Origin of the sequence: Bacillus sp. ISO11, assembly GCF_003458115.1 — a bacterium.
Lineage (GTDB): Bacteria > Bacillota > Bacilli > Bacillales > Bacillaceae_G > Bacillus_A > Bacillus_A cereus.
This window is the reverse complement of the sequence record NZ_QXCO01000005.1, coordinates 132,131-147,661: the sequence shown is the minus strand read 5'-3', so window position 1 is coordinate 147,661 and position 15,531 is coordinate 132,131. Positions and strand designations below refer to the sequence as shown.

Here is a 15,531-nt window from a genome sequence, read left to right as displayed (position 1 = left end):
CGAAAAATGAGGTTCTAGGGGGATTTCGACATGTTAGAGTTTGATACTACTCAAGATCAATTAGCGAATATAAAAGTTATCGGTGTCGGCGGTGGCGGAAACAATGCTGTAAACCGTATGATTGAACACGGTGTACAAGGTGTAGACTTTATCGCTGTGAACACTGATGCACAAGCATTAAATCTATCAAAAGCTGAAACAAAAATGCAAATTGGTGGAAAATTAACGCGTGGACTTGGTGCAGGCGCAAACCCTGAAGTAGGGAAAAAAGCTGCAGAAGAAAGTAAAGAACAGATCCAAGAAGCACTTCGTGGTGCGGATATGGTCTTCGTAACTGCCGGTATGGGCGGTGGAACTGGAACTGGTGCAGCTCCAGTTGTTGCTCAAGTTGCAAAAGAATTAGGTGCTTTAACAGTTGGTGTTGTAACACGTCCATTTACTTTTGAAGGACGTAAGCGTGCGACGCAAGCAGCATCTGGTATTGCAGCATTTAAAGAAAATGTAGATACTCTTATTGTAATTCCAAACGATCGCTTATTAGAGATTGTTGATAAAAATACGCCAATGTTAGAAGCATTCCGTGAAGCTGATAACGTATTACGTCAAGGTGTTCAAGGTATTTCGGATTTAATTGCAACGCCAGGTTTAATTAACTTAGACTTTGCAGACGTAAAGACAATTATGTCTAATAGAGGTTCTGCTTTAATGGGTATTGGTTCTGGTAACGGGGAAAATCGTGCTGCAGAAGCTGCGAAAAAAGCGATTTCTAGTCCATTACTAGAAACATCTATTGATGGAGCTCAAGGTGTTATCATGAACATTACGGGTGGCGCTAACTTAAGCTTATATGAAGTACAAGAAGCGGCAGATATCGTAGCTTCAGCTTCAGATCCAGAAGTAAATATGATCTTCGGTTCTGTTATTAACGAAGGATTAAAAGATGATATCGTTGTAACTGTAATTGCAACTGGTTTTGATGATAGCATTGCAACTCAACCACCAAAACCAATTATTCGTCCGAATGCGAACCACACGCAACAACAGCAACAACCAGTAGCTCAACCTTCAAAACAACGTGAAGTAAAACGTGAAATGAAGCGTGAAGAGCCAGTTGTACATGAGCGTCATTCAGATTCAGATGATATCGATATTCCAGCATTTTTACGTAACCGTCGTAGACGATAAAAAAAGGAGCTTTCATGCTCCTTTTTTGTTTTTTAAATGGAAAAGACCTGCTAAGCAGGTCTTTTTTTTTATTTGGTATATTTTGTTGGTGAAAATAAGAGTATATCATTCTATGAATTTGTACTTTTATTTTTTACCGACAGATTATGTCTAGAAATCACAAAATAACAAAAAAACACCTCCGCAAATTGACACACTTTCCTATTGGATATGCATTATACTAGTCTCAACTTGAAAAAAGAGGTGAATTGTTTGGTTGTTTACGCCGACGTTGTTTGGTTGTTAAACGCCTGCATTGATTTTCTTTTGCTTTTATTAACAGCTACCGTGTTAAAAAAGAAAATCAAAAAATGGAGGCTTGTGTTAGGGGCATTTATAGGTTCAACTATTGTTATTTTTGCCTTTACTCCTTTTGCTTCTATGATGACACATCCAATTATGAAACTACTGTACTCGTTACTTATTGTGTATACAGCATTTGGGTTTACAACATTTAGAAATTATGCACAAACTGTTTTTACTTTTTACTTTGTAACCTTTATGGTTGGCGGAGGATTAATTGGAACTCATTTCTTTTTGCAAACGAATGAAATGGTAAATGGATTGGTTCAATCTCAGTCAATTTCTTACGGTGATCCAATTAGTTGGTTATTTGTTATTTTTGGTTTTCCAGTAATTTATTATTTTTCTAAAAAGCGTATTGAAAGCGTAGAGGTCACGAAAATACACTATGATCAAATTGTGAAAGTAAAAATTCAATTAGCAGAAGAAGAACTAGAACTGGCAGGTCTTATTGACAGTGGGAACCAACTTTATGACCCATTAACAAAAACACCCGTTATGATTATGCATGTTTCATCATTAGAACATTGCTTACCATCTTGGTTAACAGAACAAATTTATTCCAAAACAGAAATTCCTCAAATACCAGAAAATGATTCTGGTTGGGCGACAAAATTACGCTTAATTCCTTTCCGTGCAGTAGGAGTAGAGAGTCAATTTTTGTGGGCAATTAAGCCTGACAGTGTGCAAGTTGACCATGAAGGTAGTTCTATTGTTGTAAACAAAGTATTAATTGGATTAAATACACAACAGCTTTCTACTAATGGGGAGTATCAATGTATTGTGCATCCAAAAATGTTGATTTCGCAAAAAATGGTAATCGCTTAATAATGAGAGGCGGGATAATATGATGAAATTAAAATTTTATTTAGTATACCTTTGGTATAAAGTATTGCTGAAATTAGGAATTAAGACCGATGAAATTTATTATATTGGTGGAAGTGAAGCGTTGCCACCACCGTTAACAAAAGAAGAAGAGGAAGTTCTTTTGAATAAATTGCCAAAAGGAGATCAGGCAGCAAGGTCATTACTTATTGAACGTAACTTAAGGCTCGTTGTATATATAGCAAGAAAGTTTGAAAATACAGGGATAAATATTGAAGATTTGATTAGTATAGGAACAATCGGCCTTATTAAAGCGGTAAATACATTTAATCCAGAAAAGAAAATAAAATTAGCAACATATGCATCGCGTTGTATAGAAAATGAAATTTTAATGCATTTACGTCGAAATAACAAAAATCGTTCGGAAGTTTCTTTTGATGAACCACTAAACATTGATTGGGATGGGAATGAACTGTTATTGTCTGACGTGTTAGGTACAGATGATGATATTATTACAAAAGATTTAGAAGCTACTGTAGATCGTCACCTTTTAATGAAAGCATTACACCAATTAAATGATCGTGAAAAACAAATTATGGAACTTCGGTTTGGGCTTGCTGGAGGAGAGGAAAAGACGCAAAAAGATGTGGCTGATATGCTTGGGATTTCACAGTCATACATTTCGCGTTTAGAAAAAAGAATTATAAAAAGATTACGAAAAGAATTTAATAAAATGGTGTAAAGAATAAGACCAGCCGTTATGTAGGCTGGTCTTATTCTATTTAGTTGTATTAGGAAAGATAATTTAAATAACAAATCGTGAAAAAACCACATGCATAAAATCCCCTTCAAAGGAAATACTTTACACTGTACAGCAACTCCCGATAGGAGGGAACACTTTGACGAGAAACAAAGTAGAAATTTGCGGTGTTGATACAGCTAAACTTCCAGTATTAAAAAATGAAGAGATGCGTAAATTATTTCGTGAAATGCAAAGTGGAGAGATAAGCGCAAGAGAAAAATTAGTGAATGGAAACTTACGTCTTGTACTGAGCGTCATCCAAAGATTTAATAACAGAGGAGAATATGTTGACGATTTATTTCAAGTTGGTTGCATCGGACTTATGAAATCAATTGATAATTTTGATTTAGGCCAAAATGTAAAATTTTCAACGTATGCTGTGCCGATGATTATTGGGGAAATACGCAGATATTTGCGTGATAATAATCCGATTCGCGTATCGCGCTCATTGCGAGATATTGCGTATAAAGCTTTGCAAGTAAGAGAAAAGTTGATTGCAGAAAATTCAAAAGAACCAACAGCAATGGATATTGCAAAAGTGCTAGAAGTAACTCATGAAGAGATAGTATTTGCTTTAGATGCAATTCAAGATCCAGTTTCATTATTTGAACCGATTTATAATGATGGGGGAGATCCTATCTTTGTTATGGATCAGTTAAGTGATGAAAAACAAAAGGACGAGCAGTGGGTTGAAGAATTAGCATTGAAAGAAGGAATGAAGCGTTTAAATGATAGAGAGAAAATGATTATTAGAAAACGTTTCTTCCAAGGAAAGACACAGATGGAAGTTGCAGAAGAAATTGGGATTTCCCAAGCGCAAGTATCACGTTTAGAGAAGTCAGCCATTAAACAAATGAATAAAACGATTCAAGGATAAGGTCTCACCAATTATGGTGAGACCTTTTTATATGTAATATGGTTTGTGCTCATAGTAGGGGATTAGTGTTCATATAATTTCGTATAGGTGGCTTCCTGTAAATATGAGAAACAGTTTCCAATTTGTCATATAAGGGAGAGGATGAAAATGGTGATACGAATTTCAGAGTTACAGATGAAGGATGTTATAAATATTTCAGATGGAAAAAGGATTGGGAATATTGGAGATATTGAAATTGATATGAACACAGGGAAAATTTGTTCTGTTATTATTTCCAAACAGACACGTATGCTAGGTATTTTTGGAAAAGATGTTGAGATTGTAATTCCTTGGAAGGAAATTGTGAAAATTGGGGAAGATGTCATACTTGTAAGAGTAAATCCTGTTAATTCTGTAACAGAATCAATACAAACACCGACAATTTCATAAAGAATATTACAAATTCCTCTTTTTTTTCTGTTAGGATTATGAAAAAATAAAAGTATGGTAAAATAGACAGGAAGTACCATGCTTTTTTCTGTTATTTTAATTAAAAGGAGCCGCTTTATTATGAGAGAACCATTTAAATATGTGGACGGTATACTGTATTTACAAGCGTGGAAAGAACTTGGAAACATTACTGCTGGATTTACGACAAAAGATGGTGGGATAAGTACGGGCTCCTTTCATGCGATGAATTTAGGATTACATGTGAATGATATCGTGGAGAACGTTCATGAAAACAGACGCATTTTAGCAAATAAGTTACAAAAACCATTAGAAAATTGGATTTGCTCTGAACAAGTTCATGCTCATCATGTTGAAAAAGTAGGGCAACAGGAAAAGGGAAGTGGTGTCTATTCATATGAGGACGGCATTTCAAAAACAGATGGCATTTATACGAGTAATGAAGATGTTCTGTTAACGTCTTGTTACGCGGATTGTGTTCCGCTCTATTTTTATGCACCATCACATGGTATGATAGGACTTGCGCATGCTGGATGGAAAGGCACTGTGCAAGAGATTGCAAAGGAAATGATTCAAAAGTGGAATGCAGAAGGTATTTCAAGTGATGAAATTCATGTTGCAATTGGGCCGTCGATCGGATCTTGTTGTTATGTTGTGGATGATCGTGTATTAACAGCAGCACAGGAAGTAGTTAGGGGTGCTGTTCCTCATCAAAAAATTTCTGACGGGCAGTACGCAATTAATTTAAAAGAAATTAATCGTATATTATGTGTACAAGCAGGCATAAAAGAAGAGCATATTGTAATGTCATCTCTTTGTACAAGCTGTGAAGAGCAACTATTTTTCTCTCATCGTCGTGATCAAGGTAAGACAGGAAGAATGTTGAGTTTCATAGGTTTTAAGGAGGAAGAAAGCAAGTGACAGTACAAGAAAATTTAGTAATTGTAAACGAAGCTATTAAAGAATCTTGCGCTCGAGCTGGACGTTCGTTGCAAGATATTAAACTTGTTGCAGTTACAAAAACTGTAGGGATTGAAAAAACAAACGAAGTAATTGAAGCTGGAGTTATCGATTTAGGTGAAAATAGAAATGAAGGTTTCTTACAGAAATACGAGCATTTCGGTTCAAAAGTTAATTGGCACTTTATTGGCTCATTACAAACGAGAAAAGTAAAAGAAATCATTAATGAAATTGATTATTTACATTCGTTAGATCGTCTTTCACTGGCGAAAGAAATTCAGAAACGTGCTGATAAGAAAGTGAAATGCTTTATTCAAGTGAAAACCTCATCTGAAGAATCGAAGCAAGGATTGGCAATAGAAGAGGTTGTTTCTTTTATTCAAAGTTTGCAAGAATTCGATAAAATTGAAGTGGTTGGACTAATGACGATGGCTCCATTTACAGAAGAAGAGGAAGAAATCAGACGCTGTTTTAAGGAATTACGTATGCTGCAAACAGAGGTGCAGGAGCTAGAGTTATTACATGCGCCATGTAAAGAATTATCAATGGGAATGTCCAACGATTACAAGATTGCAATTGAAGAAGGGGCTACATATATTCGTTTGGGAACGATTTTAGTAGGAAAAGCGTAAAAGGAAGGAGAATCTTATTATGAGTTGGTCAAAAGTAAAATACTTCTTTTTTGATACACCGGAAGAAAAAGAAGCAGCTCAATATGGTTATGAAAAGGAGCAAACAGACATGAAAAAGCAGCAAGATCCACCAGAACAACAAGACGTTACGTTTCCGAAAGCGCAACCGAAGCAAAATGTTGTGAGTATTGAAACAGCAAAACAATCTTCAAAAGTTGTTTTATTAGAACCACGCACATATTCGGAAGCACAAGGGATTGCGGACCACTTAAAAGGTAGACGAGCTGTTGTAATTAATTTGCAGAGAATGTCTACTGATCAAGCGGTACGTATCGTTGACTTTTTAAGTGGTACTGTATACGCTATAGGCGGGGACATTCAAAAAATAGGGCCGAAAACATTTATGTGTACACCTGAAAATGTAGATATTGTTGGTGCGATTTCAGAGTTATTCGGTGAAGAAGAAGAAACAAATATAAAGAGGTGGTAATACGCCATGACAACAGTTTTTATAGTGTTAAGTTATGCTATCGAGATTTACTCGTGGGCACTTATTATTTACATTCTCCTATCATGGTTTCCTGGTGCAAAGGAATCATCTTTTGGAGAGTTCCTGGCACGTATTTGTGAACCGTATTTAGAACCATTCCGCCGCTTTATTCCGCCGCTTGGAATGATTGATATTTCTCCAATCGTTGCGATCTTTGCGTTGAAACTTGCTAAAACTGGTTTGTTCAGTTTATTAAGCTATTTCTTATAGTAAGAAGGTAAATACATGAGCATCTACGAACATTTTAGGCCTGATGAGGAGGTCTTTGTGGATAAAGTGCTAGAGTGGAAGCGAGCGGCGGAGTACCATCAAGTGAAGTTAACGGATTTTCTCGATCCTAGGCAACAACAAATTGTTTCTATGGTAATAGGACAAGGTGATGTTGCTGTGCAATTTGGTGGTGCAACGCCTAATGCAGAGCGTAAAAGAGCACTTATTTATCCAGACTATCTAGAATTAAATGAAGAAGAATTTCAAGTAGAAGTATTAGAAATTGACTATCCTTCCAAGTTTTATACGCTAGAACATAGGCAAATATTAGGTACATTTATGTCTCTTGGTTTAACAAGAGAAAAATGTGGTGATATTTTGCTGCAAGAAAATCGTGCCCAAATTGTAGTTGCGAAAGAAATTGTATCGTATATTGAGATGAACTTACAATCAATAGGGAAAGTAAAAGTCTCTTTAGCGTCAGTGCAAGGAGAACAAATTCTACAGATACATGAAACGTGGGGAGAGAAATCTGGAACGGTTTCTTCACTTCGTTTAGATGTTATGTTAGCTGAAATGTTACATTTATCTAGACAGAAAGTACAACCTTTCATAAAAAATGGTTTAGTAAAAGTCAATTGGAAAACAGTGGAGCAAACTTCTTATGAATGTTATCCAGGAGATGTTTTTTCTGTTAGAGGATATGGCCGAAGTAAATTATTTTCTGTAGAAGGTAGAACAAAACGCGACAAATGGAGAATTTTGTATGGTATACTAAAATGATTGGTTTTTTAGAAGGAAATCCTCCTATTTTGTCGAAGAAAAGATATAATTAAAAGAGGAAATTTAGATAACTACTTGGAGGTGGCGTTGTGCCGTTAACACCATTAGATATTCATAACAAAGAATTTGGTCGCGGATTCCGTGGCTATGATGAAGATCAAGTAAATGAGTTTCTTGATCAAATTATCAAAGATTATGAATTGGTCATTCGTGAGAAAAAAGCTTTAGAAGAAAAAGTTGCGCAGTTAGAAGGGAAGTTAGATCATTTCTCTAATATTGAAGATACGTTAAACAAATCTATCGTTGTTGCACAAGAAGCAGCGGAAGAAGTAAAACGTAATGCGCAAAAAGAAGCGAAATTAATTGTGCGTGAAGCTGAAAAGAATGCTGATCGTATTATTAACGAAGCATTAGTAAAATCAAGAAAAGTTGCTTTTGATATTGAAGAGCTAAAGAAACAAGCGAAAGTATTCCGAACTCGTTTCCGTATGTTATTAGAAACACAGCTTGAGATGTTAAACAACGATGATTGGGATAAACTAATTGAATTAGAAGACGAAGTAGATGAACTGTTGAAAAAAGAAGAAACAGTGTAAGCTTGACGTTTTTCTCATTATTACATATAATTTTAAACAACATATTTATTAAGAAAAACGAAGATAGGGATAAGTACCTTTTCAAACCTTATATAGCGAACTGAGGATGGTGTAAGCTCAGGATAAGGAGATAGTGGGAATATCACCCTGGAGTTCCGCGCTGAACAAATAGAGTAAGCGTAGGCGTGTATTCGCGTTAAGAATATAAAGAGGATTCTATACATATGTATATAATCTACTAGGGTGGTACCGCGGGAGACTTTCTCGTCCCTTTTGGGGATGAGAAGGTCTCTTTTTTATTCCGTTTTTTAAGTATTTCTTTTATACATGTAAGGAGGAATTGAGCATGGAGTACAAAAATACATTACTGATGCCAAAAACAGAGTTCCCAATGCGTGGGAATTTACCAAAACGTGAGCCTGCAATGCAAGAAAAATGGGCTGAAATGAATATTTACGAAAAAGTACAAGAACATACAAAAGGTCGTCCTTTATTTGTATTGCATGATGGACCTCCATATGCGAATGGTGACATTCATATGGGACATGCATTAAATAAAGTATTAAAAGACTTTATTGTTCGTTATAAATCAATGACTGGTTTTAGTGCGCCATATGTTCCGGGATGGGATACGCACGGTTTACCAATTGAACAAGCTTTAACAAATAAAGGTGTAAAACGTAAAGAAATGACAGTTGCTGAGTTCCGTAAGTTATGTGCAGAGTATGCATATGAACAAGTAGAACGTCAACGTGAACAATTTAAGCGTCTAGGTGTACGTGCAGATTGGGATAATCCATATATTACTTTAGAGCCAGCTTATGAAGCACAACAAATTAAAGTGTTTGGTGACATGGCGAAAAAAGGTTATATCTATAAAGGTCAAAAACCAGTTTACTGGTCTCCAACGAGTGAATCTGCTTTAGCGGAAGCTGAAATTGAATATCAAGATAAAAAATCAGCATCTATTTACGTAGCATTCCCTGTAAAAGATGGAAAGAACGTATTAGAAGGTGATGAAAAGTACATCATTTGGACAACAACACCTTGGACATTACCTGCAAACTTAGGTATTTCTGTTCATCCAGAGCTTGAATATAGCATTGTAAAAGTAAATGATGAGAAATATATCATTGCTTCTGAGCTGTTTGAGACAGTTGCAAAAACGTTAGAGTGGGAAAATGCTGAAGTTGTGAAAACAGTAAAAGGTAGCGAACTTGAGTATACAGTTGCAAAACATCCATTCTACGATCGTGATTCATTAGTTATGCTAGGAGATCACGTAACAACAGATGCAGGTACAGGTTGTGTTCATACAGCACCAGGACACGGGGAAGATGACTTCGTTGTTGGTAAAAAGTATGGATTAGAAGTACTTTGCCCAGTCGATGATAAAGGTGTATTAACAAATGAGGCACCTGGATTTGAAGGCTTATTCTATGATAAAGCTAACAAACCAATTACAGAAAAATTAGAAGAAGTAGGCGCGTTACTGAAACTAACATTCATTACACATTCATACCCACATGATTGGAGAACGAAAAAACCAATTATTTTCCGTGCGACAGCACAGTGGTTTGCATCTATTGAAGCATTCCGTAAAGAATTAATAGAAGCTGTAGCAGAAACAAAATGGGTACCAGCATGGGGAGAAACTCGTCTTCATAATATGGTTCGTGACCGTGGTGACTGGTGTATTTCTCGTCAGCGTGCATGGGGTGTGCCAATTCCGGTATTCTATGCTGAGAATGGTGATCCAATTATTACGGATGAAACAATTAACCATGTAGCAGATTTATTCCGTGAACACGGTTCTAACGTATGGTTCGAGCGTGAAGCGAAAGATCTATTACCAGAAGGATTTACACATCCAGGTAGCCCAAATGGTGAATTCCGTAAAGAAACAGACATCATGGATGTATGGTTCGATTCAGGTTCTTCTCACCAAGCGGTATTAGAAGAGCGCGAAGATTTACAGCGTCCAGCTGATTTATATTTAGAAGGATCTGACCAGTATCGTGGTTGGTTTAACTCTTCATTATCAACAGCAGTTGCTGTAACAGGTAAAGCTCCATATAAAGGCGTACTAAGCCACGGTTTCGTACTAGATGGTGAAGGACGTAAAATGAGTAAGTCGATTGGAAACATCGTCGTACCGAAGAAAATCATGGATCAATTAGGCGGAGACATTTTACGCTTATGGGTATCTTCTGTTGACTATCAATCTGACGTACGTATTTCAGATGATATTTTAAAACAAGTAGCAGAAGTGTATCGTAAAATCCGTAACACATTCCGTTTCTTATTAGGAAACTTAGACGACTTTAAGCCAAGTGAAAATGCAGTAGCTGTAGCTGAACTTCGTGAAGTAGATCGTTACATGTTAGTAAAATTAAATGACTTAATTACAAAAGTTAAAGAAGCATATGAGACATACGATTTCGCTGCTGTGTATCATGCAATTCATAACTTCTGTACAATTGATTTAAGTTCATTCTACTTAGACTTTGCAAAAGACATCTTATACATTGAAGGTGCAAACCACGAAGATCGTCGTGCAATTCAAACTGTATTATATGATGTTCTTGTTGCGTTAACGAAACTTGTAACACCAATCTTACCGCACACAGCTGATGAAGTATGGCCATATATTCCAGGCGTAACAGAAGAAAGTGTACAATTAACTGATATGCCAGAAGCTGTACAATTAGATGACGCGGAAGCGTTAAAAACAAAATGGGATGCATTTATGACATTACGTGATGACGTGTTAAAAGCACTAGAAGTAGCTCGTAATGAAAAAGTAATCGGTAAGTCATTAAATGCAAGCATTACGCTATATCCAACTGCAGAAATGAAAGCTATGTTAGAGTCTATTAGCGAAGACTTAAAGCAATTATTCATCGTTTCTGAGTATAAACTTGGTGGTATGATGGATGAAGCGCCAGCAGATGCACCGAAGTATGAACATACAGCGGTTGTTGTTGTTCAAGCAACTGGTGAAACATGTGAACGTTGTTGGGTAGTTTCAGAAACAATTGGTAAAGATGCTGAACATGAAACATTATGTGAGCGTTGTGCAACAGTTGTTAAAGAAAACTATGTAAAATAATAAAAAACTGACTGCTATTGATGCGGTCAGTTTTTTTGTTGATGGTATATCAAGATCACTTTCAGACTCTTTCCTGTGAAGGAAAAATGTGTGTGAGGTAAGCAAATAAATTTCGGACACACTAACTGTACATTACAGCTAGGAGGAATGTACACGTGAATGAAATTTACATGGAAATAAAAGAAGAATTGCAATTGATGAGAAAAGAGTTGCAAGAGAGACTAGCTAAAGAAGTAATGCACAAATATGATGTCGAGTTCAGCCAAGAGCTTGGATATGAAATTAAGGAAGAGATAAAGAAAAAATTGCTATTACATGATATAAAAGAGGATTTAAAGGATGTAGAACGCGCATTATTTAAAATGGAAATAGACATGTATGGTATTTGTGAAGAGACGGGGAGATTAATTTCGACAAAGCAAATGAAGACAATGCCGACTGCCCGTACGATTCATGAATTCTTCTACGAAAAGGTAAATGTATGAATACGCACAACGATATTATATTACCTTTTTTTAATTTATTTTATTCTTCTATAAAGGTTCATTGTGAAAAGGTAGCAGCTATGCTAAAATTTTGAGGTACACTGTCTTTGTGGGGGAAATGAAAATGATATATTATGTAATAGCGTTATTCGTCATTGCTATCGATCAAATATCGAAGTGGTTAATTGTAAAGAACATGGAATTGGGTACGAGTATTCCGATTATCGACAATGTATTATACATAACATCACATCGAAATAGAGGCGCTGCTTGGGGTATTTTAGAAAATAAAATGTGGTTCTTCTACATTATTACAGTTGTTTTTGTAGTGTTTATTGTATTTTATATGAAAAAGTATGCGAAAACAGACAAGCTTCTAGGTATTTCGTTAAGCCTAATTTTGGGCGGGGCAATTGGTAACTTTATTGATCGTGTATTTAGACAAGAAGTAGTGGATTTCATTCACGTGTATATTTTCTCGTACAACTATCCAGTATTCAATATAGCTGATTCAGCATTATGTATTGGTGTTGTATTAATTATTATTCAAACATTATTAGAAGGCAAGAAAGCGAAGGAGTAATTGAATGAGTGAAGTAGTACAAGTAACAGTTGCAGCAGAGCAAAAAAACGAGCGAATTGATAAATTCGTTGCAGGGATAAATAACGAATGGTCACGTACGCAAGTGCAGCAATGGATTAAAGATGACGTTGTGACAGTAAACGGAAAAGCGGTAAAAGGGAATTATAAAGTAAAAGAAGAAGATGAAATTACAGTAACAATTCCTGAACCAGAAGAGTTAGATATTCAACCAGAGGATTTAAATTTAGAAATTTATTATGAAGATGCAGATGTGCTTGTTGTAAATAAGCCACGTGGTATGGTTGTACATCCAGCACCAGGGCATACAAGTGGTACACTTGTAAACGGCCTTATGCACCATTGTACAGACTTATCAGGCATTAACGGTGTAATGCGTCCAGGTATCGTGCATCGTATTGATAAAGATACATCTGGACTATTAATGGTTGCTAAAAATGATATGGCACATGAATCGCTTGTAAATCAGCTTGTAGCAAAAACAGTAACGAGACGTTACAAAGCGATTGTACACGGTGTGATTCCGCATGATAAGGGAACGATTGATGCTCCGATTGCTCGTGATAAGAAAGAGCGTCAAAGTATGACAGTTGATGAAAATGGTAAGAACGCTGTTACGCACTTCCAAGTGTTAGAACGCTTTAAAGACTTTACGCTTGTAGAATGTCGCTTAGAAACGGGACGTACGCACCAAATTCGTGTTCATATGAAATATATTGGCTATCCACTTGCAGGAGATCCGAAGTATGGTCCGAAGAAAACGTTAGATATGAATGGACAAGCACTTCATGCGGGTATTTTAGGCTTTGATCATCCTCGTACTGGTGAATATATTCAGTTTGAGGCACCGATTCCAGAAGTGTTTGAAGACGTATTAAATATTTTACGAAAATAGTATTGACAAATCATAAGAAAACTGAGATACTGACAACAGTTAAATAATGATCCTTTAACACAGCCCCGTGAGGTTGAGAAGGTAACGGTTTGAAATACTTAGGGTATGTTGTACCCTTTTTTCAAAAGTCCTCTCGCACACGCTGAGAGGACTTTTTTTATACCATTACTCTCACGCAAGAAAAAAGCTTGGAGGTGTAGAGCATGCAAGAGAAAGCTGTCGTTTTAGATGACCAAATGATTCGCCGCGCTTTAACACGAATTAGTCATGAAATCGTGGAACGAAATAAAGGTGTCGATAATTGTGTTCTTGTCGGAATTAAAACTCGTGGAATTTTTATTGCACAACGTTTGGCAGAACGAATTGGTCAAATTGAAGGAAAAGAAATGGAAGTTGGAGAGTTAGACATTACGTTATATCGTGATGATTTAACACTACAATCGAAAAATAAAGAACCACTTGTAAAAGGTTCTGATATCCCTGTAGATATTACGAAGAAGAAAGTTATCCTTGTGGATGACGTATTATATACAGGAAGAACAGTTCGAGCAGCAATGGATGCTCTTATGGATTTAGGTAGACCATCTCAAATCCAATTGGCGGTTCTTGTTGATAGAGGTCATCGCGAATTACCAATTCGCGCTGATTATGTAGGGAAGAACATTCCAACATCAAGTGAAGAGCGTATCGAAGTTGATTTGCAAGAGACAGATCAACAAGATCGAGTAAGCATATACGATAAGTAAAGCCCTTTTAAATGTAGTCCTGTGAGGCTGCCAAAGGGTCTTGGCTTTCATATGTCAAATTTGGCATACGAAAGTGTAGGACTCTTTGTGCACAGGCACAAAGAGTTTTTTTATTGCAAAGATTTAAACTGAAGGAGGATGTAACAATGGAACAAAAGCCAGTGTTAGACGTTAATGAAGTACCGAAACCGGGAAAATGGTTATTTTTAAGTATACAACATTTGTTCGCGATGTTTGGATCAACAGTGCTTGTTCCGTTTTTAACAGGATTGAATCCATCAGTAGCATTAATATCAAGTGGATTAGGAACGTTAGCGTTCCTTCTTATAACGAAAGGTCAAGTACCTGCCTATCTAGGATCATCATTCGCCTTTATCGCACCGATTATAACAGCGAAAACGGCAGGTGGACCGGGAGCAGCAATGCTTGGTGGTTTGCTAGCAGGACTTGTGTACATCTTAATCTCACTCGGAATTAAGAAATCAGGATCAGAGTGGATTATGAAATTACTACCACCAATCGTAGTTGGTCCAGTAGTAATGGTAATCGGTCTAGCTTTAGCACATACAGCAGTTAACATGGCGATGAACGGTGCGGATGGCAAATATAGCTTTACACACTTTTCAGTAGCATTAGTAACATTAGCAATTACAATTATATGCTCGATATTTGGAAGAGGATTTTTCAGTATAATACCAGTGTTACTTGGCATTATCGGCGGATATATCTTCGCTTACTTCCAAGGGCTAGTAGACTTAAAGCCGGTAGCTGAGGCAAAATGGTTTGTTGTACCAGATTTCACAGTACCATTTGTAACATATACACCAGAGTTTTCATGGAAGATTGTACTCTTGATGGTACCAGTTGCACTAGTAACAATATCAGAACATATCGGACATCAAATTGTTCTTGGAAATGTTATTAAAAGAGATTTAATTGAAAAACCAGGTTTACACCGTTCAATCTTCGGTGACGGAGTAGCAACATTAATTGCGTCACTAATCGGTGGGCCACCGAATACAACGTATGGTGAAAACATCGGTGTGCTAGCAATTACGAGAGCATACAGTGTATACTTATTCATCGGTTCAGCAGTATTCGCAATCATGTTCGGGTTTATCGGTAAGATTTCTGCACTGATTCATTCGATCCCAACACCAGTTATGGGTGGTGTATCAATCTTACTATTCGGTGTAATCGCATCAAGCGGATTACGCATGATGGTAGATGATAAAACAGATTTAAGTGACAAACGAAACTTAATGATTGCATCAGTAATATTAGTAATCGGTATTGGTGGAGCGGTACTTCACGTAGGAGAATCATTCCAAGTAGAAGGAATGGCACTAGCAGCAATTATAGGTGTACTGTTAAATCTACTACTACCGGAAACGAAACAAATAAAACAATCTAAGCAGATTGCTTCATAATAATAACCTTTTAATTCAGTCCTGTGAGACCGGAAAGGGTGGCTTCTTTCTTG

17 protein-coding genes and 1 other annotated feature are annotated in these 15,531 nt (G+C 36.6%); all 17 genes read left to right on the top strand.

Going from position 1 to position 15,531, the window contains the following annotated elements:
- Positions 1-30: 30 nt before the first annotated feature.
- The 17 genes from ftsZ to uraA all read left to right on the top strand — a co-directional run bounded on the left by ftsZ (position 31) and on the right by uraA (position 15,478).
- Entirely contained in the window at positions 31-1,185 is a 1,155-nt protein-coding gene (gene ftsZ, locus D1166_RS07250) for a cell division protein FtsZ (protein ID WP_000888984.1), read from the top strand.
- Between the two features lie 252 nt (positions 1,186-1,437).
- Entirely contained in the window at positions 1,438-2,355 is a 918-nt protein-coding gene (gene spoIIGA / locus D1166_RS07245; protein WP_000261970.1) for a sigma-E processing peptidase SpoIIGA, read from the top strand.
- A 19-nt stretch (positions 2,356-2,374) separates the two neighbouring features.
- Entirely contained in the window at positions 2,375-3,094 is a 720-nt protein-coding gene (gene sigE, locus D1166_RS07240) for an RNA polymerase sporulation sigma factor SigE (protein WP_000976948.1), read from the top strand.
- 157 nt (positions 3,095-3,251) lie between these two features.
- A complete protein-coding gene (gene sigG, locus D1166_RS07235) occupies positions 3,252-4,031 on the top strand; it encodes an RNA polymerase sporulation sigma factor SigG (protein WP_000197755.1) in 780 nt (259 codons plus the stop codon).
- Positions 4,032-4,178: 147 nt separating this feature from the next.
- Complete coding sequence (locus D1166_RS07230) at positions 4,179-4,460, top strand: YlmC/YmxH family sporulation protein (protein ID WP_000236745.1); 282 nt, start codon at positions 4,179-4,181, stop codon at positions 4,458-4,460.
- 120 nt (positions 4,461-4,580) lie between these two features.
- Complete coding sequence (gene pgeF, locus D1166_RS07225) at positions 4,581-5,399, top strand: peptidoglycan editing factor PgeF (RefSeq protein WP_001209006.1); 819 nt, start codon at positions 4,581-4,583, stop codon at positions 5,397-5,399.
- On the top strand, positions 5,396-6,070 hold the full coding sequence (locus D1166_RS07220) for a YggS family pyridoxal phosphate-dependent enzyme (protein WP_000218007.1): 675 nt from the start codon (positions 5,396-5,398) through the stop codon (positions 6,068-6,070). The genes pgeF and D1166_RS07220 overlap by 4 nt, the downstream gene beginning before the upstream one ends.
- A gap of 19 nt (positions 6,071-6,089) precedes the next feature.
- On the top strand, positions 6,090-6,560 hold the full coding sequence (locus tag D1166_RS07215) for a cell division protein SepF (protein WP_000119129.1): 471 nt from the start codon (positions 6,090-6,092) through the stop codon (positions 6,558-6,560).
- A 6-nt stretch (positions 6,561-6,566) separates the two neighbouring features.
- Complete coding sequence (locus tag D1166_RS07210) at positions 6,567-6,830, top strand: YggT family protein (protein ID WP_000214233.1); 264 nt, start codon at positions 6,567-6,569, stop codon at positions 6,828-6,830.
- A gap of 15 nt (positions 6,831-6,845) precedes the next feature.
- Complete coding sequence (locus tag D1166_RS07205) at positions 6,846-7,613, top strand: YlmH family RNA-binding protein (RefSeq protein ID WP_002098127.1); 768 nt, start codon at positions 6,846-6,848, stop codon at positions 7,611-7,613.
- Positions 7,614-7,702: 89 nt separating this feature from the next.
- The gene (divIVA, locus tag D1166_RS07200) at positions 7,703-8,209 is read left to right on the top strand and encodes a septum site-determining protein DivIVA (RefSeq protein WP_001131611.1); all 507 of its coding nucleotides are present in this window, start codon (positions 7,703-7,705) and stop codon (positions 8,207-8,209) included.
- A 51-nt stretch (positions 8,210-8,260) separates the two neighbouring features.
- Positions 8,261-8,484, top strand: a binding site (T-box leader).
- A gap of 71 nt (positions 8,485-8,555) precedes the next feature.
- Positions 8,556-11,321: an isoleucine--tRNA ligase gene (ileS2, locus tag D1166_RS07195; RefSeq protein ID WP_000455952.1), complete on the top strand. Its 2,766-nt coding sequence runs from the start codon at positions 8,556-8,558 to the stop codon at positions 11,319-11,321.
- Between the two features lie 155 nt (positions 11,322-11,476).
- Positions 11,477-11,806 (top strand): TraR/DksA C4-type zinc finger protein, encoded by a 330-nt coding sequence (locus tag D1166_RS07190; protein WP_001002956.1) that lies wholly within the window; start codon positions 11,477-11,479, stop codon positions 11,804-11,806.
- Positions 11,807-11,930: 124 nt separating this feature from the next.
- Positions 11,931-12,389 (top strand): lipoprotein signal peptidase LspA, encoded by a 459-nt coding sequence (gene lspA / locus D1166_RS07185; protein WP_000642184.1) that lies wholly within the window; start codon positions 11,931-11,933, stop codon positions 12,387-12,389.
- A 4-nt stretch (positions 12,390-12,393) separates the two neighbouring features.
- Positions 12,394-13,302, top strand: coding sequence for an RluA family pseudouridine synthase (locus D1166_RS07180; RefSeq protein WP_000005830.1), 909 nt, complete (start codon positions 12,394-12,396; stop codon positions 13,300-13,302).
- Positions 13,303-13,505: 203 nt separating this feature from the next.
- Entirely contained in the window at positions 13,506-14,048 is a 543-nt protein-coding gene (gene pyrR, locus D1166_RS07175; protein WP_001156491.1) for a bifunctional pyrimidine operon transcriptional regulator/uracil phosphoribosyltransferase, read from the top strand.
- 146 nt (positions 14,049-14,194) lie between these two features.
- Positions 14,195-15,478, top strand: coding sequence for a uracil permease (gene uraA, locus D1166_RS07170; protein ID WP_118043263.1), 1,284 nt, complete (start codon positions 14,195-14,197; stop codon positions 15,476-15,478).
- The last annotated feature ends 53 nt before the right edge of the window (positions 15,479-15,531 follow it).